The organism is Priestia sp. 40, assembly GCF_049368575.1.
Classification (GTDB): domain Bacteria; phylum Bacillota; class Bacilli; order Bacillales; family Bacillaceae_H; genus Priestia; species Priestia zanthoxyli.
In genome coordinates, this window is sequence record NZ_JBMPZA010000016.1 from 18,063 (window position 1) to 33,992 (window position 15,930).

Here is a 15,930-nt window from a genome sequence, read left to right on the forward strand (position 1 = left end):
TACATACCTGCGCTGTGCGTATACTCATGTTGTCTTAAACCTTTGAGTGTTAAAAGGGAGCTCAAAATTTAGCTGCAGATAGCACGCCCTTCTTGGGACGCTAAACCCGGCTATGAGGGCACCCACCTAGTAGATCTGGGTATTTAAGACACTTAGGGTTACGGCAGTGCGGGCTTATTTTTTAGTTAGCTGTAGCTAGCTTTTTTATTTTTTAATTTATTAGTTTACATAATTATTTTATTGTTAACTTATATTTTTTTTAGACATGTATGTTTTATTTATCTTCGATTGAGGAACATAAAAAGTAATAAAGGAGATGGATAAAATGAATGAACAAAAAATTGCTAAAAAAGTAAATGAAGTATTAGAAGGAAATCGTGTAGGAACATTAGCCACAGTTGTAAACAACAAACCCCACTCTCGCTATATGACATTTTTCAGCGATGAAGATGGTATCGCTCTTTACACACCAACAAATATCAATACACATAAGGCAGAAGAAATCGAAGCCAATCCGAACGTGCACGTACTATTGGGCTACAGTGGCGAAGGATATGGCGATCAATACTTAGAATTATCTGGGACAGCTGTTCTTCGTACCGGTGATCAACTAAAAGGACGTATATGGAACGATCACATGAAAGAATGGTTTGACGGTCCAAATGACCCTGAGTATGTTGTTCTTGAAATTACGCCAAACGAAATTCGCTTTATGAATGAAGGCGAAGAAACTCCTCAAACTGTTCAGCTATAATAAAAAAAGCGCACACTGTGCGCTTTTTTTATTTTCCTACCGCTTCTTTCAATTGAGCTGCTTTTTCTTTTGGAGACGCTGCTAAGCTAATCGCGGTAATAATAGAAACGCCATCTGCACCTGCTTCTACTACTTGTTTGGCATTTTCAGGCGTGATGCCACCGATTCCTACAATTGGAAAGTCAATATTCTGGTTTCGCACTTCTTCAATTAATTTTGTACCTTGCACTGCTTTTGCGTCTTTTTTTGTAGAAGTAGGAAAAACAGGTCCCATTCCTACATAATCCGCCCCGTCTTTTATCGCTTGCTGCAGCTCTTGTACATTATGAACAGAGACGCCCACAATTCCTTTTCCTATTTTTTCTCGAACAATATGAGCTTTTTCATCTTCTTGTCCAATATGAACGCCATCTGCTTGTAAGCGGATCGCTAAGTCAAGATCATCATTCACAACAAAAGGAACGCTGTGCTGCTGACAAATTTGCTGAAGTTCTTTCGCCAGCTGATATTTCGCTTCTCCTTTTAGGGCACCCTCGCCTTTTTCACGAAATTGAAACACGGTAACGCCGCCTTCAATTGCTTCTTTTAATACTTCTTTCGGATCTTTTTTACAGTTATTACTGCCCATTATAAAATAAACTTGCAGCAGCTTTTTGATTTCTTCGTTTGTCATTTTCCGGCTCCTTTTAACGTTGATGTACTCTTGCATATGATTCAATATCCTGCCCAGATAAAAGATGAAGCTGGTTTAAGAGCTCAATTTGAAAGCTTCCCGGCCCTTCTTCACCTTTTTTCGCTGCGGCGATTTCACCTGCCACTCCGTAAAAACTTAAAGCAGCAACGCTTGCCTCGACATATTCTTTTTCTACAGCAGCGAAAGCTCCTATAATTGATGTCAACAGACATCCAGTCCCCGTCACTTTCGTAAATAACGGGTGACCGTTGTCTACTGTATACGTTGTGTTTCCATCCGTGATTACATCTTGTTTACCCGTAATAACAATCACTGTATCTAATTTGTTCGCCGCTTTCTCAGCAAGTTCAATGACGTCTCCTTGCCCTTCTAATGAATCAACGCCTTTAATGAGCCATGACTCGCCTACTACATTCGCAACTTCAGCAGCGTTACCACGAATAACTGCAATATTTAATTCTTCTACAAGCTGACGTGCTACTTCTGTACGAAACGGTGTCGCTCCGGCTCCTACAGGATCGAAAATAACCGGCACGCCATTTTCATTTGCTGATTTTCCTGCTATTCTCATTGCTTCTACTTCTTGAGCCGTCAGTGTACCCATATTTAAGACAAGCGCTCCGGCGATTCGAGCCATATCAGCCACTTCTTCCTTCGCATAAGCCATAACAGGTGCCGCTCCTAGGGCAAGCAGTCCATTTGCTGTAAAATTGGTTACCACAACATTCGTAATATTATGAATAAGCGGACTTAAGTCTCTTACTTTTTCTAATTGAGCTGAAATTTTACTAATATCCATGTTCTCTCACTCTTTTCATTTAGTTTTAACACTGCAAAAAAAGACAAAAAAGCACCTTGCATGCGCAAAGTGCTTTGGTATGTACTCACATTCCCTGCGCTGGCATTATCCAACAGGTTCAAATGGTCAACAGGCGCCCCTGTACTCTCAGCCTGCCCCGCGCAAGCTCCCATACTATTCTTGTTACGTTTAAAGTTTACTATTAACCCTTTTTATTTGCAACCATTTCACTGTTTTGCCGATAAAATAAAGCTTCGCTATAGGCTGAGTGGTGTTGTAAATCTTACAGCTTTACTAAAAGCATCATTAAAAGACCTCCAGTAAGCTACTGGAGGTCTTCTATCCCCTAAAAATTCTATCATTTTTCCTTCTCGTTATTTCTCTTGAATCGCTTGATTTCTCACAGCTGTTTTTCGATCCTTCCCTGCTCTTAAAGATAAAAGAAAACAAAGCAGCAGTACAAGTGCAGCTGATACGTACGGATAATTAATGTTTATATCAAAGAGAAAGCCTGCGACAACGGGTCCAATAATATTCCCAAGACTTGTATAAGCAGAATTTAGTCCGGCTACATACCCTTGGTCGTCTTGTGCCATCATCGACATTTGCGTGCTGATTGCCGGACGTAAAATATCTGTTGCTAAAAAGACGATAAATGTTACAACAATAATAAGCCAGTACGTGTGCACAAATAGCGTAAGTAAAATAAAAAGTCCCGTCATCATCAAGCAAAACGAAATCACTCTTTTTTCACCGAACTTATTTAAAATCCAGCCAAAAATCGTAACCTGCACAACAGCCCCTGCAATAGAGCCAAACGTAATAACAAACGCAATATCTTTTGGCGTAAAGCTAAATTTATGATCCACAAATAGTGAAAAGATCGTTTCATAATTGGATAATCCAAACGATGTCACAAAAACGATAATTAAACTTAAAAAATAAGGTTCTTTATAGGAATTCATAAGCTGCAGTAGCAGACGCTCTTGCTTTGGATTTTCGTTGCTTACAGAATCTTGTACAGGGCGGGACTCTGGCAAAACAAACAGCGTAATCACTGCTGCTAAGCCCCCTGCTACTGCGGCCATATAAAACGGTACGCGCATGCCGTATTCAGCTAAAAAGCCCCCGATACCGGGCCCAATAATAAATCCTGTTGTAATCGCCGCCGTCACATAGCCCATTCCTTTAGCACGTTCTTTAGCAGACGTCACGTCCGCTGTATAGGCCATAACAGCAGGCATAATAAGCGCGGCCCCGACCCCGCCTAGCATTCTCGATACAAATAATAAGAGAGGTGTACTCACTGAACCAAAGAACCATTCAGACAGGGCAAAAACAATCATTCCCGCTACAATAATTTTCTTTCTCCCTAACGAATCTGATAACCGCCCCGCTAAAGGTGAAAACAGAAATTGAGTTAGCGAAAACACCGCTACTAAAAGGCCCATCACGCTGCCGTTGATATGAAGCTCCGTCATATATGTTGGCATAATTGGAATAACGAGACCGATTCCCGTAAAGATAATAAAGATATTTAGCATAAGCAGCAAAATCGCCGCTCGATTTCTCAATAATAATGACATATAAACCTCCTGATTACAAAAATACTGAACGTTCGGTCTATAAAGATACAAAATAATGAGGGATTACTCATTGCTAAAATAAGTATCCCCAATTATTTAAGAAGACCTTACTATAATTCCGTTTAAAAATACATCGATCGCTGAATGATAAAGCTGCATGGCATTTTCCGTACTCGTTTTTCGAGACATGCGGCTCATTCCAACAAATAGCCCTTCTAAAATCACTGCAAGCTGCTCTGCATTTTTATGAGAAAACTCACCTTCATCGATGCCTTTTTGCAAAAGTTCGCGGTTAAACTCCACGTGCCGTTTCACCATTTCATCAATTCGCTCTTCGATATCGCTTCCCTTTTCCTCATTGTTAAAAAACTCATCGGCGGCTTTTGTAAGAGGATGATTCAAATCATCTAAAATGATTTGCTCAGCAATTCCAAAAAGCTTATCTCTTGTTGTTTTGTAAAGAGACTCTCTTTCTTTCCAGTTTCTCTCCCACTCAAGGTCCCATTCGTCTATTAAATAAAGAAAAAGTCCTTCTTTACTTTTAAAGTGATAATAAATATTCCCTTTACTGCTTCCTGTAGCTTCTACAATATCCTCAATAGACGTAGCTTTATAGCCTTTTTGAGAAAATAATGCTTTAGCAGCATCTGCCACTTTTCTTTTGGTTTGTTCACTTTGAAGCTTTTTTTTATTCAAGCTTTTTCCACCGCCCCGCACATTTATTATTTATACTGAACATTCGTTTTGTATTATCTATCACCTATACTACATAGGAAAAACCCTTTTGTCTAGTGAGAAAACCTAGTTTATACCTTTTTATATGAATCGTGACAAAATAAAAAACAAAGAGATTGTGACTTAACGAAATGAATCCAATCTAAAGACGAACAAATGGGATACATGAAACCTACCACCATTACCATGAAAAAATCCGAACGAGTTTGATTCTCCATCAAGAATCTCAATTCCTCGTTCGGATTTTCCTTCAACGAAACTACTTTTGCCCCAGCCTTGTTTAATCATTCAATTTCTTTGTCATAAATACACTGTATGGATCTTCTTTGTAGGTGGAAAACGGTTCGCACTCGTAAAATCCAAAACTGGCGTATAGCTTTCTAGCCGGTTCAAAAGCGGGTGCGGATCCTGTTTCTAAGCTTAAGCGTCGGTACCCTCGTTTTTGTGCTTCATTTATTATGTACTGCAGCAGCTCTCTAGCAATTCCTTTCCGCAAATGAGCCGTGGCTGTTCGCATCGATTTAATTTCTCCGTGATGCTCATCTAGCTCTTTTATAGCCCCGCATCCTGCTAGCTGACTGCATTCCCACACGCTCCAAAACGTAATGTCCTGTTGTTTTAAGCTTTCAATATCTAGAGCATGAATACTTTCAGGCGGCGAATGTAAGTTCATTCCTTGAAGGTGTGAACTTACTAATTCAATAACTTCATTGTTCGTTAAGTGATCTCTTTTTATTTTAATCATCTTCTCTTCCTTCCTCTTACTAAGGGGTAGTCAACTACAAACCGACTAGTGAATAGATTCACTGTCGACCTTCAAAAATCCTTTTATATCCTCTCTTCTTTTTCTCCATTTATTAAAACCGACTTTGCCAAGCAGGTATTTCATACATTGTTAAACGGAGGTGAAATTCGTTGAAGAAAGTTTTATTTTGTCTTGTCCCTCTTTTGTTTTTATTATCGGCCTGCTTTAGTGACCCTGTTCAAGATGATTTAATCGACTATAACAATCAAGAGTTAAAAAAAGCCGCTCAGCTTGAAAAAGAAGCGATTGACGCATACGATTCTGTTACAGGCGCTAACTACACAAGTGACGCTGTTATGTATGATACGATGACGAGTGAGGTTATTCCTACCTATCGTAAATTTGTTGACGAACTAGAAAATATCGAGGTAGAAACCGACGAGCTTCGAAAGGTTCATGAAGGCTATATAAAAGCTGCCAATACCCAGTACAATGCTTTCATTAAAATTGTCAGCGCTTTAGAAAAGCAGGATCGCAACCTTATTGCTGAGGCAAACGCTATGCTTGATGAAGCACGAAAAGGCATACGCGATTATAATGCAGCTATTAAAAAGCTGGCTAAAGAACATGACGTAAAAATTGATGAACCAAAAACACAGCGAGAAAACAGCCTATAGTTTTAATGCAAAAAAAGAAGGTCTCTAAAAATAGTAAGAGACCTTCTTTCGTATGGTGTTTCACTTTTTCTACGTTCAATAAATAAAGATGAGTGTTAAGAAATATTGCTTAAAGACGCATAATAAGAGGCAATAATTTCTTCGTCTGAATGCGGAATTTCCTTTCCTTTTACAAGCTGAGCGCCGTTAATACAGCCGCTTGTAAGTAAAATAATATCATTCGGCTTTCCTAAAGAAAGCGACTTTAATACTCCTTCCGTTCGAGTAGGGGCGCGGTGAATATTGCTTGCGCTCGGATTCGAAAAACCTGTCATCACTTGATCTACGATTACATTCGGATCATGATGACCTGGATGATCAACCGTTACGATAATTTCATCAGCTTTTCCTTCAATGGTGCGCGCCATTTTAGGCATTTTGTTAAAATCTCGAATGCCGATCCCTGCAATCATGACAATCAGCTGGTTGTACTCCATTTTTTTTACTTCTTCGACCAAACGAGTAAGAGCAACAGGCGTATGGGCATAGTCTAAGATCACTTTTTGGTTATTTGGACCTTCTATCACTTGAAAGCGCCCTTCTGGACTTTCCAATTGAGGAAGCACGCTAATAATATCTTCAATGTGGTATTCAAAGTGAAGGGCTGTACCGACGGCTGCTAACACGTTGGCAATGTTGTAATCGCCATATACAGGCACTGCTACTTTGTATGACTGTCCTTTATAAAGTAAATCAAAGAAAGAGCCTCCTTCTTTGACAATAATGTTTTTTGCTTGCAGAGTTGCTTCCGCATTATTTAATAAACTATACGTGACTTTAGGTCCTTCAAATACCCTGCTTAAGTCTTTACCCATGTCCTGATCATCTATATTAATAACGGCATGTTTGGCCTGTTGAAATAATTTCATCTTGCATTTTTTATAGTGCTCAAACGTTTTATGATACTCTAAATGCTCTTCCGATAAGTTTGTGTGAATGGCTACATCAAAATAAATATTTTCTACTCGCTGCTGATCAATCGCAATTGAAGATACTTCCATCACTGCCGCTTCATCGCCTCTTGTATACAAATCATAAAAAATTTTATGCAAGTCTACCGATTCCGGCGTTGTAGGCGTACTTTTTTTATAAACTAACTTTTGCTTTGATGACCAAATGCCGGTCGTTCCAATCGACCCTGTCGGCAATTTTAAAAGAGTTAAAAGCGACCTTACGTAAGCTGCTACGGTTGTTTTACCATTTGTACCTGTAACGCCAATTGTCTCAATTTTTTCATCTGTATAATCAAAATACATTTTAGAAAAAGATGCCATTACTTTACGGACGTCGTCAACAGCTAAAAACGTACAGTGAGCATACTGAGTGCTTAAAAGACGAAGCTGCTCAACGCTTGTCCCAAATACTGCTACCGCTCCTCTAGATATAGCTTCTTTAATATATTGATGTCCATCTTCATTTTCACCTTTTATACTAAAAAATACGGATCCGTCGTGAACTTGCTTTGAATGATATGTGAGATGGGTGATTGTTTGAGATGCAGGCCCAAAAATATGTTTAATTGATAAGTCTGTTAATGTATCAAAGTGGATGTTCATAGCTATTCCTCACAGTATATAAATTTTATTTTTAATATGTTCTAAAATCCCTTAAATACTCTTTGAAGGATATTTTTTCTTTATCTCCATTTATAAAGAACTTTCTACAATTCAATCTTTTTATTTTGCTTTCATGTGTAGAACGAAAATAAAGAAAAGACGGATCACTATTTTTTAAAACTAAAAGCATGTAAAATATGGATGAAATGTGTATATCATACCAACAGCAAAAGCAAAGTATTGTAGTAAAATATTCCCCCTACACGCGCAAAACGAAACCATTCTTTAAAATAAAATGATTTCATAGAGTAAGTTGAATCATGATAAATACTTGAAAAGGGGGGAAGAAAGATTACTTGTATTAACCAGTCCCTCCCTTTGCAAAATCATAAAGAAAACATCATAATAAAAGATGCGCATAACAGCGTGAACAACTCTGCTTTGAAAGGATGGACTACAGCAAATGACGCGTTCTCTTTTAGCGATTGAACCACTTCCTCTTTCGGTTTATCAACAGCCTACGCTTGAACTAGCTCAGTCGCTGTTAGGGTGTCTTCTTATTCATGAAACGCCAGAAGGAACTGCATCTGGTTTTATTGTAGAAACCGAGGCTTATAAAGGACCTTTCGACCGAGCAGCTCATAGCTTTAACAACCGGCGCACAAAAAGAACAGAGGTAATGTTCGGTCCTCCTGGTCATGCCTATACCCATACAATGCATACACATTGTTTACTCAATGTTGTAAGCAGCGATATCGATTGTCCAGAAGGCGTCCTCATTCGAGCTATTGAGCCATTTAGCGGAAAAGATTTGATGAAAACTAGACGTCGAGGGATGGAAAATGAAATAAATTGGACAAACGGTCCTGGGAAACTAACAAAAGCACTAGGGGTTTCAATGGATTTGTACGGCCATGATTTAACCACCCCTCCTCTTTATATTGCTCGTGGCTTCACTCCTTCAGCGATTTCCGCCGGACCTCGCGTTGGCATTGATAATTCTGGTGAAGCGAAGGATTACCCTTGGCGCTTTTGGGTTACCAATCACCCGTTTGTATCGAAATTTAGGTGAACAGAAAGCAAATAATTTATCAACGAAAATAAAAGAAGCACCTCTTTTTTAGAGATGCTTCTTTTTACTTACGCCCACCACATTTGTGAGGGAGTTTCTTCAATTAATACACTTTGTAAGTTTGTAACCGCGCGTTTAAACCCTTCTTCAATCGACATGATTGGATCTTCGTGTTCAATGCTGACTACATAATCGTATCCGTATGTGCGAAGTGCACTCATCATATCAGACCACTCTTTTACATCATGTCCGCACCCTACGGATCTAAACGTCCATGCACGCGTTTGGACTTCTCCGTATGGCTGCATATCCGTCAGTCCATACATGTTAATATTATCTTGGTCCAAGTACGTATCCTTTGCATGGAAATGATGAATCGCATTTTCTTTTGCTAAAATTTTAATAGCTCCTACCGGATCAATTCCTTGCCACCATAAATGACTTGGATCAAGGTTAGCACCAATCGCTGGACTTGTTTTTTCGCGAAGCTTTAGGAGCGTATACGGAGTATGAACTAGAAATCCACCGTGAAGTTCTAAACCAATTTTTACATTATGCTCCTCTGCTAGTTCTCCAATTTCTTTCCAATAAGGAACAAGCTTATTTTCCCACTGCCAATTCAATACGTCTCCATACTCGTTAGGCCAAGGAGTAACAGGCCAGTTTGGGTACTTCGCTTCTTCGTGATCTCCTGCTGTTCCAGAAAAGCAGTTAACCACTGGAACATCAACTAATGATGCTAGTTGGATGGTCTTGCGAAGCGTTTCGTCAGATTCTTTTGCAAAACTTGCCTCAGGTGAAATAGGATTGCCGTGGCAGCTAAATGCGCTGATTGTAAGTCCGCGGTCTTTTATCTGCTTCACATATGCTTCTCTTTTTTCTTCATCTTCAAGCAGCTCATCTAGCGGACAATGGCTGTTTCCCGGATAGCCGCCCGTTCCGATTTCAACAGCATGAAGACCTGCTGCTTTTACTTTATCTAACATCTCTTCAAAAGAAAGATCCGCAAATAAGACCGTGAATACTCCAAGTTTCATTTTAATTTCCCCCTGTGCGATATATTTCATCAATAATAGCTGAGACTTGAAGCGCTTCTTGTGGCTTTACCACTAATTCAGCATTTCCTTTACACGCTTCAACGAAATTTTTAGCCTGACTCAGGCTGTAATCATCTTCTCCATCTATCCAAGGTGACGTACTATTCATGAGCATACCGTTTTTAGACGTATATAGTTCAAACGGAAACACGCTTAAACCGCCCTCTACCCCTGATATGCTTACGTGCTCTTCATCATCTTCGATATTAGCAGCCCAAGAAGTTTCTAAAAGAAGCGACGCTCCATTTTCAAATTTAATATAGGCCGTTACATGATCATCCACGCTGAATGTTTCATGATCAAATGCTCCCCATTGATTTAATTGGTTAGGCGTTTTACTCAGATCATTATATGTACTCCCCAATACTTCAGTATGCTTTGGGTTTCCCATTAGCCAAAGCGTTAAATCAAGCAAATGGCAGCCGTAATCAATTAAGCTGCCTCCCCCTTGAAGATCTTTGTTCGTAAATACCCCCCAACCGGGAACCTTTCGGCGACGCATTGCTCTGACACGTGCAACTAATGGGCGCCCTACCTCTGTCATCATTTTTTTCGCAGCCTGCGCTTCTTTCATGAATCGGTAATGATACGCAATCGCTAATTGCTTACCTGATTCTCTAGCAGCAGCAAGCATTTCTTCACCTTGCTCTTTAGACATCGCCATTGGCTTTTCACATAGGACGTGCACGCCTGCTTTTAGCGCTTCTACTGCAAACTCGGCGTGAAATTTATTCGGTGTACAAATACATACAGCATCCACTTCTTTAAACATATCTTTGTAATCAACAAATACGTGAGGGATATTATGCTCATTGGCTACCTCTGTGGCTCTTTCACTATTAATATCGCTAAGCCCCCAAATCACACATTCATCACCCAGTTGTCTGAATGCCGGGATATGCCTGCTTACAGCAATCCCTCCTGCTCCGATTATGCCAATTCTCACGTTTTTCACCTCTTACACGCGCGTAATTTGTTTCGTTTGACTTGATTTTAAAGCTGCTAAAATAACAGCAAGTGATTTTAATCCTTCTTCACCAGGAACAGGAGATTCTTTATCTTCTGCAACTGCATCTACAAATTGTTCAATGACGTGAGAATTACTTTGTCCGCCTTCATCGTTCGACTGGATCTTTCCTAATTCATAGTTCACCACTTCACCCGTTGCATATTGGGCAACTAATGAATACGTCGGATCGTCCTCTAAACGAAGAATCCCTTTCTCTCCGTAAACAATCGTGGAGTTATCTTCTTTTCCATTGTAAGCCCAGCTTGCCGCAAGCGTCCCGATAATCCCGCTTTCCGTTTTTAATACACACACAGCGTTGTCGTCTACATTTGCAAAGTCTTTTGCATTGCTTTCCACAAATGCACCGACTTCTACAATTTCTTCGCTCAATATGTAGCGAAGCATATCAGTTTTATGAACACCTAAATCTCCCATAGCACCAATAAACGCTTCGTCTTTTTTGAAGAACCAGCTTTCTTTTCCGTCCACGCTCCAGCCTTCAGGACCACCGTGGCCAAAAGCCGTACGGAAACTATAAATTTTACCGATTTCTCCTTTTTCAATAAGTTCACGAGCTTTTTGATGAGAAGCTACAAAGCGCTGATTATGTCCGATCATTAGTTTTTTACCGTTTGTTTTTGCTGCTTCAATCATTGCTTTCGCTTCTTCTTCTGATGTTGCCATCGGCTTTTCACACAGGACATGAACTCCGCTGTTTAACGCTGCAACCGAAATAGGCGCATGAAGATAGTTGGGCGTACATACGCTCACTGCTTCCACTGTACCGCTTGCTAAAAGCTCTTCATAGTTTGTGTAAGCTTTTACACCGTACTGCTGCGCTACGCTGTTTGCACGTTCTGTGTTTATATCGCAAACGGCTACTAATTCTACTTGTTCATTCATCTTATATTCTGGTAAGTGACGGTGTTGCGCAATGCTTCCGCACCCAATAACGCCAATTTTTACTTTTGCCATCTTTCCTATCCCCTTTGCTTAAGCATGATTAATTAGTTTTTAACAGCGATTGATTCAAGCGGTTGCGCATTGCCGTAAACAGGACGTTTTCTCTCTGCTGGCTTCGCCCATTTAATAGCATTCATAATGACACGCTGAATGTCTTTGTTATGGTATGTTGGATATGTTTCATGTCCAGGTCTGAAATAAAATACTTTTCCGTTTCCACGTTTGTACGTGCAGCCGCTTCTGAAAATTTCTCCGCCTTCAAACCAGCTCGTGAAAATCAGTTCATCAGGTGCTGGAATATCAAAGTGCTCTCCATACATTTCTTCGCGCTCAAGCTCGATAAATTCACCAATACCTTCGACAATCGGATGGCTCGGTTCTACTACCCACAAGCGCTCTTTTTCATCTGCTTCACGCCATTTTAAGTCGCAGCTTGTGCCCATTAACTCTTTAAAAATTTTAGAAAAGTGACCTGAGTGTAAGACAATAAGCCCCATACCGTCTAGCACCCGCTGCTTTACTTTCTCAACGATGTCGTCTTTTACTTCGTCATGTGCTAAATGACCCCACCATACTAAAACATCCGTTTGATTTAATACTTCTTCAGTCAACCCGTGTTCTACTTCGTCTAATGTGGCTGTGTGCGTACGAAACCCTCCTTCTTCTAAAAAAGAAGCGATGGCACCGTGAATGCCTTCAGCGTAAATTTCTCTTACAACCGGATTTTTCTGTTCATGACGATTTTCATTCCATACTGTAACATTAATCATTTTCATATCCCCTTTTTTTGTGAATGCTAACTTATATCCCCTTTTTTTATAAATGCTAAACTTTGGTTAACCGGTTAACTTACTGTGGTTCACCCGCGCTTAGCAGTCGAATCTCGAATAACAAGTTCAACCGATAATTTTACATGCTGCAGCGTGTTGAAACGGTGTTCAATTGCTTGAATAACAGACGTTGCGGCTACCACTCCTTTGTTAAATACATCTTGACGAATGGTTGTTAGACTTGGAGATGCATAGCTGCTAAACGTGATGTCGTCAAACCCTACAATTGAATAGTCTTGCGGAATTCTTTTCCCTTTTTCTTGTAGCGCTTTCATAATTCCAAGCGCCAGCGTATCAGAGGATGCAAAAACCGCCTGAATATCCTTATGATCTTGCAGCAGTTTGTTTCCTAAATTGTATCCGTTATCAAATGAGCTTTCGTTCACTTCAAAAACAAATGCCCTGGACGGTGTAATGCCCGCTTCTTTTAATGCTTTCTCGTAGCCTATATACCGCTTCTTATCAACTGGACTATTGACGAGATGGTGCGCGACAAAAGCAATTTTTTGGTGCCCAAAATTCACTAAATGTTTTGTAGCGAGATATCCTCCATACTCATCGTCTACCGAAATATGATGATAGTCACGTTCGTACTTTTCATATGTATCTACTAACACAATCGGATTCGATAACGCTTTCATTTTTTCATATAATCGATGCGGGAAGGCTCCTAAAAACAGAAGACCATCAATATTTCTCGTCCGAATCCATTTTAAGCAATCAGCTGGGCTACTCACTCCGGATATGACTAGATCATAACCATGCTTACGTATTACATATTCAATTCCACTAATCATTTCGCTGTAATAATGGTTATCTTTAAATATAGTAGAAAGTGAATCGTCCGTAAGTGGAAACATAACGCCAATCATATTAGACTTTTGCTTTGAAAGACTAACGGCGGTTAAATTTGGTTCGTAGTTTAATTCTTTTACCGCTGTTAAAATTCGCTCTTTTGTTTCATCGGATACTTTGTTAATTCCGTTTAAGACGTAAGATACTGAAGCTGCAGACACCCCTGCATGCTTTGCTACATCACGAATCGTTATCTTTTCTCCCATAAAATCTCTCCAGTTAAACGGTTAACTATTTACTCGTTCATTATAATTCACTCCTTTATTATCAGTCAACGTATTTTTCAAATTATCTGTTAACTATTATAATATCTTCCTAGATTGGTATGTTTTAAGCAGTGACAAGATGTATTGACACCTGTTAATCTTTGAAACGTACATATAAAGTTCGGTGCACAGCACGTACCGATCCATGATAAAAGGGGCGTTCAAAAGGATTTCAGGAGGTACTTACTTTATGTTTAAGAAACTAGCAATTATCGGAGCACTAGCAATTCCTATGTTTGGCATGAATCACGGGGCAAATGCCGCTGAAACAACTCATCGCGTAAAATCCGGAGAGACTCTTTACAAGATTGGCGCTGAATACGGGGTTACGGTTAAACAGTTAAAAGAAGCGAATCACAAATCTACCGACTCTATTAATGCAAATGAAACATTAACAATCCCTAACTCTATTAGCGAAAGTGATAAAGATCTGTTAGCTCGCCTTGTACAAGCTGAAGCAAAAGGCGAACCTTACGCTGGCAAAGTGGCTGTAGCAACAGTCGTCTTAAACCGCGTAGATAGCGATTCTTTCCCAGACTCTATTCATGATGTGATTTATCAAGGTACACAGTTTACACCTGTACAAAACGGTGAAATTAATAAAGCAGCGGATGCTGAAGCAAAAAAAGCTGTAAATGAAGCACTAGCTTTTAGAGGTCAAGGAAAAGGTTCGTTATTCTTCTTTAATCCAGATAAAACAAGCAACCAGTGGCTTCGTCAAAAACAGGTTACGATTACAATCGGAAATCACGTTTTTGCAAAATAAACAAAAAAAGCACTCAGATGAGTGCTTTTTTTAATATGCAACAAGTAAGCTTAATAGAACAGCTATAATAATAATAGGCAATACGTATTTAACTAGAAAGAACCATGCGTTGAATAATTTAGCGCCTTTTGTACTTCCTGAAATAAACTCTTCATACACGGCTTCTTTTTTCATTTTAAATGTCACAAAAATCGCAATGGCTAAACTTCCAAGAGGCAGCATTAAGTTGCTCACAAAAAAGTCAGCTACGTCAAATATACTTCTGCCAAAAAGTGAAACATGTTTTAATACACCAAACGAAAGCGCTGATGGGATACCTACTACGAACACAAGAATCCCTGATAAAGAAGCGTAGCGAGTTCGTTTTGTCTGATCGTCTTTGGTTAAAGCAGCTACGATAATTTCCAGCAGTGAAAAAGCAGACGTAAGCGTAGCGAATAGAAATAAAATTAAAAACAGTGCTAAAAAGACGGTGCCAAACGGCATTTTCTCAAATACTGTTGGCAAGACCACAAACAAAAGTCCAGGCCCTTCAGTTGGCTTTAATCCAAACGAAAAAACGGCTGGAAAAATAGCCAAGCCTGCCAGCAGCGAAACAAACAAGTTTAAAATAGCAATGGTGCCTGCTGAACGCGTCAAGCTTACTTTTTTCCCTAAATAAGAGCTATATGTCACCATGCAGGATAATCCCACGCAAAGCGAGAAAAACGACTGGCCAAGCGCATAGAGAACAGATGACCCTGTAATGGCTGAAAAATCCGGTTTTAAAAAGAACTTTACTCCGTCCATAGCTCCGTCCAATGTTAAAGAGCGCACAACAATAATGATAAAACAGATAAATAACAGCGGCATCATATATTTATTAGCACGCTCTATTCCTTTTTGTACGCCTTTTGAAATAACAAACACTGTAATTAATAAAAACAGCGCCTGTGCACCTAATACTACATAAGGTTGACTAATGACAGCATTAAATAGCGGGCCATACTCTTTTCCGCTTAGCATGCCGGTTACGCTCATAATCGTATATAAAATCACCCAGCCGCCAACGACGCTGTAAAAGGAAAGCAATACGACACAGCTGACTACTCCCAGCCTGCCAATCCATACCCAAGCGGACTTCGGGGCAATTGCCTTATAAGCACTAATTGCTTCTTTTCCCGTATGTCTTCCAATGATAAATTCTGCCAGCAGAAGCGGCAATCCAATAAAAATTGTAAATAAAATAAACAACGCAAAAAATGCTCCACCGCCACTGGTTCCCGTTACGTATGGAAATTTCCATATCGCTCCTAGACCAATTGCTGCCCCAGCAGATGCTAAAATAAAACCGAGGCGTGAAGACCACTGATTTCCTTTACTCATATAATGTTACTCTCTCCTCTTCTAAACTCAAAACTCACCTGATTAGTACTGTACCATAAATGCAGAAGAAAATCATTCCCGTTTTACTTTTTTGTATAAAATGATATTTATATAAAAAAATG

General features: G+C 39.7%; 16 protein-coding genes, 1 other RNA gene and 1 riboswitch. Of the genes, 5 read left to right on the forward strand and 12 right to left on the reverse strand.

What is annotated here, in order from left to right:
- Position 1 precedes the first annotated feature (1 nt).
- Positions 2–179, forward strand: a non-coding RNA gene (ssrS, locus tag ACO1DI_RS18475) — 6S RNA.
- Positions 180–325: 146 nt separating this feature from the next.
- A complete protein-coding gene (locus tag ACO1DI_RS18480; protein WP_013082985.1) occupies positions 326–754 on the forward strand; it encodes a pyridoxamine 5'-phosphate oxidase family protein in 429 nt (142 codons plus the stop codon).
- A 28-nt stretch (positions 755–782) separates the two neighbouring features.
- Here ACO1DI_RS18480 and thiE read toward each other — a convergent pair whose 3' ends face one another.
- The 5 genes from thiE to ACO1DI_RS18505 all read right to left on the reverse strand — a co-directional run bounded on the left by thiE (position 783) and on the right by ACO1DI_RS18505 (position 5,313).
- Positions 783–1,427 carry a thiamine phosphate synthase gene (thiE, locus tag ACO1DI_RS18485; RefSeq protein ID WP_014460289.1) on the reverse strand — a complete coding sequence of 215 codons (645 nt, stop codon included), beginning with the start codon at positions 1,425–1,427 and terminating at the stop codon, positions 783–785.
- 13 nt (positions 1,428–1,440) lie between these two features.
- Positions 1,441–2,247 (reverse strand): hydroxyethylthiazole kinase, encoded by an 807-nt coding sequence (gene thiM, locus ACO1DI_RS18490; protein WP_423145532.1) that lies wholly within the window; start codon positions 2,245–2,247, stop codon positions 1,441–1,443.
- 74 nt (positions 2,248–2,321) lie between these two features.
- A riboswitch (TPP riboswitch) is annotated at positions 2,322–2,430 on the reverse strand.
- Between the two features lie 191 nt (positions 2,431–2,621).
- Positions 2,622–3,833, reverse strand: coding sequence for an MFS transporter (locus ACO1DI_RS18495; protein ID WP_014460291.1), 1,212 nt, complete (start codon positions 3,831–3,833; stop codon positions 2,622–2,624).
- Between the two features lie 96 nt (positions 3,834–3,929).
- Entirely contained in the window at positions 3,930–4,529 is a 600-nt protein-coding gene (locus tag ACO1DI_RS18500) for a TetR/AcrR family transcriptional regulator (protein WP_014460292.1), read from the reverse strand.
- A gap of 319 nt (positions 4,530–4,848) precedes the next feature.
- Entirely contained in the window at positions 4,849–5,313 is a 465-nt protein-coding gene (locus ACO1DI_RS18505) for a GNAT family N-acetyltransferase (RefSeq protein ID WP_014460293.1), read from the reverse strand.
- 170 nt (positions 5,314–5,483) lie between these two features.
- Between ACO1DI_RS18505 and ACO1DI_RS18510 the strand changes: the two genes are divergently transcribed.
- Positions 5,484–5,990: a hypothetical protein gene (locus ACO1DI_RS18510; RefSeq protein ID WP_014460295.1), complete on the forward strand. Its 507-nt coding sequence runs from the start codon at positions 5,484–5,486 to the stop codon at positions 5,988–5,990.
- 95 nt (positions 5,991–6,085) lie between these two features.
- On the opposite strand, the gene ACO1DI_RS18515 is transcribed toward ACO1DI_RS18510, so the two are convergent.
- Positions 6,086–7,585, reverse strand: coding sequence for a UDP-N-acetylmuramoyl-L-alanyl-D-glutamate--2,6-diaminopimelate ligase (locus ACO1DI_RS18515; RefSeq protein ID WP_014460296.1), 1,500 nt, complete (start codon positions 7,583–7,585; stop codon positions 6,086–6,088).
- Positions 7,586–8,048: 463 nt separating this feature from the next.
- On the opposite strand from ACO1DI_RS18515, the gene ACO1DI_RS18520 reads away from it, so the two are divergent.
- Positions 8,049–8,657: a DNA-3-methyladenine glycosylase gene (locus tag ACO1DI_RS18520; RefSeq protein ID WP_115653758.1), complete on the forward strand. Its 609-nt coding sequence runs from the start codon at positions 8,049–8,051 to the stop codon at positions 8,655–8,657.
- Positions 8,658–8,725: 68 nt separating this feature from the next.
- Here ACO1DI_RS18520 and ACO1DI_RS18525 read toward each other — a convergent pair whose 3' ends face one another.
- The 5 genes from ACO1DI_RS18525 to ACO1DI_RS18545 all read right to left on the reverse strand — a co-directional run bounded on the left by ACO1DI_RS18525 (position 8,726) and on the right by ACO1DI_RS18545 (position 13,617).
- Positions 8,726–9,694: a sugar phosphate isomerase/epimerase family protein gene (locus ACO1DI_RS18525; protein ID WP_209369069.1), complete on the reverse strand. Its 969-nt coding sequence runs from the start codon at positions 9,692–9,694 to the stop codon at positions 8,726–8,728.
- 1 nt (position 9,695) lies between these two features.
- Positions 9,696–10,700, reverse strand: coding sequence for a Gfo/Idh/MocA family protein (locus ACO1DI_RS18530; protein WP_221779845.1), 1,005 nt, complete (start codon positions 10,698–10,700; stop codon positions 9,696–9,698).
- A 12-nt stretch (positions 10,701–10,712) separates the two neighbouring features.
- Positions 10,713–11,738 (reverse strand): Gfo/Idh/MocA family protein, encoded by a 1,026-nt coding sequence (locus ACO1DI_RS18535; protein ID WP_014460300.1) that lies wholly within the window; start codon positions 11,736–11,738, stop codon positions 10,713–10,715.
- Between the two features lie 32 nt (positions 11,739–11,770).
- Positions 11,771–12,496 (reverse strand): ThuA domain-containing protein, encoded by a 726-nt coding sequence (locus ACO1DI_RS18540; protein WP_042992142.1) that lies wholly within the window; start codon positions 12,494–12,496, stop codon positions 11,771–11,773.
- An 89-nt stretch (positions 12,497–12,585) separates the two neighbouring features.
- Positions 12,586–13,617: a LacI family DNA-binding transcriptional regulator gene (locus tag ACO1DI_RS18545; RefSeq protein ID WP_140450788.1), complete on the reverse strand. Its 1,032-nt coding sequence runs from the start codon at positions 13,615–13,617 to the stop codon at positions 12,586–12,588.
- A gap of 250 nt (positions 13,618–13,867) precedes the next feature.
- On the opposite strand from ACO1DI_RS18545, the gene ACO1DI_RS18550 reads away from it, so the two are divergent.
- Positions 13,868–14,443, forward strand: a complete 576-nt coding sequence (locus tag ACO1DI_RS18550) for a cell wall hydrolase (protein WP_423145533.1) — start codon at positions 13,868–13,870, stop codon at positions 14,441–14,443.
- 30 nt (positions 14,444–14,473) lie between these two features.
- Here ACO1DI_RS18550 and ACO1DI_RS18555 read toward each other — a convergent pair whose 3' ends face one another.
- Positions 14,474–15,808, reverse strand: a complete 1,335-nt coding sequence (locus ACO1DI_RS18555) for a sodium-dependent transporter (RefSeq protein WP_423145534.1) — start codon at positions 15,806–15,808, stop codon at positions 14,474–14,476.
- Positions 15,809–15,930 lie beyond the last annotated feature (122 nt).

Bases quoted from the DNA above. Each gene is read 5' to 3' on its own strand.
- ACO1DI_RS18545 (WP_140450788.1), bottom strand. From the start codon at position 13,617: ATGGGAGAAAAGATAACGATTCGTGATGTAGCAAAGCATGCAGGGGTG.
- ACO1DI_RS18495 (WP_014460291.1), bottom strand. From the start codon at position 3,833: ATGTCATTATTATTGAGAAATCGAGCGGCGATTTTGCTGCTTATGCTA.
- ACO1DI_RS18540 (WP_042992142.1), bottom strand. From the start codon at position 12,496: ATGATTAATGTTACAGTATGGAATGAAAATCGTCATGAACAGAAAAAT.
- ACO1DI_RS18535 (WP_014460300.1), bottom strand. From the start codon at position 11,738: ATGGCAAAAGTAAAAATTGGCGTTATTGGGTGCGGAAGCATTGCGCAA.
- ACO1DI_RS18550 (WP_423145533.1), top strand. From the start codon at position 13,868: ATGTTTAAGAAACTAGCAATTATCGGAGCACTAGCAATTCCTATGTTT.
- ACO1DI_RS18480 (WP_013082985.1), top strand. From the start codon at position 326: ATGAATGAACAAAAAATTGCTAAAAAAGTAAATGAAGTATTAGAAGGA.
- thiE (WP_014460289.1), bottom strand. From the start codon at position 1,427: ATGACAAACGAAGAAATCAAAAAGCTGCTGCAAGTTTATTTTATAATG.
- ACO1DI_RS18555 (WP_423145534.1), bottom strand. From the start codon at position 15,808: ATGAGTAAAGGAAATCAGTGGTCTTCACGCCTCGGTTTTATTTTAGCA.
- ACO1DI_RS18515 (WP_014460296.1), bottom strand. From the start codon at position 7,585: ATGAACATCCACTTTGATACATTAACAGACTTATCAATTAAACATATT.
- thiM (WP_423145532.1), bottom strand. From the start codon at position 2,247: ATGGATATTAGTAAAATTTCAGCTCAATTAGAAAAAGTAAGAGACTTA.
- ACO1DI_RS18520 (WP_115653758.1), top strand. From the start codon at position 8,049: ATGACGCGTTCTCTTTTAGCGATTGAACCACTTCCTCTTTCGGTTTAT.
- ACO1DI_RS18525 (WP_209369069.1), bottom strand. From the start codon at position 9,694: ATGAAACTTGGAGTATTCACGGTCTTATTTGCGGATCTTTCTTTTGAA.
- ACO1DI_RS18505 (WP_014460293.1), bottom strand. From the start codon at position 5,313: ATGATTAAAATAAAAAGAGATCACTTAACGAACAATGAAGTTATTGAA.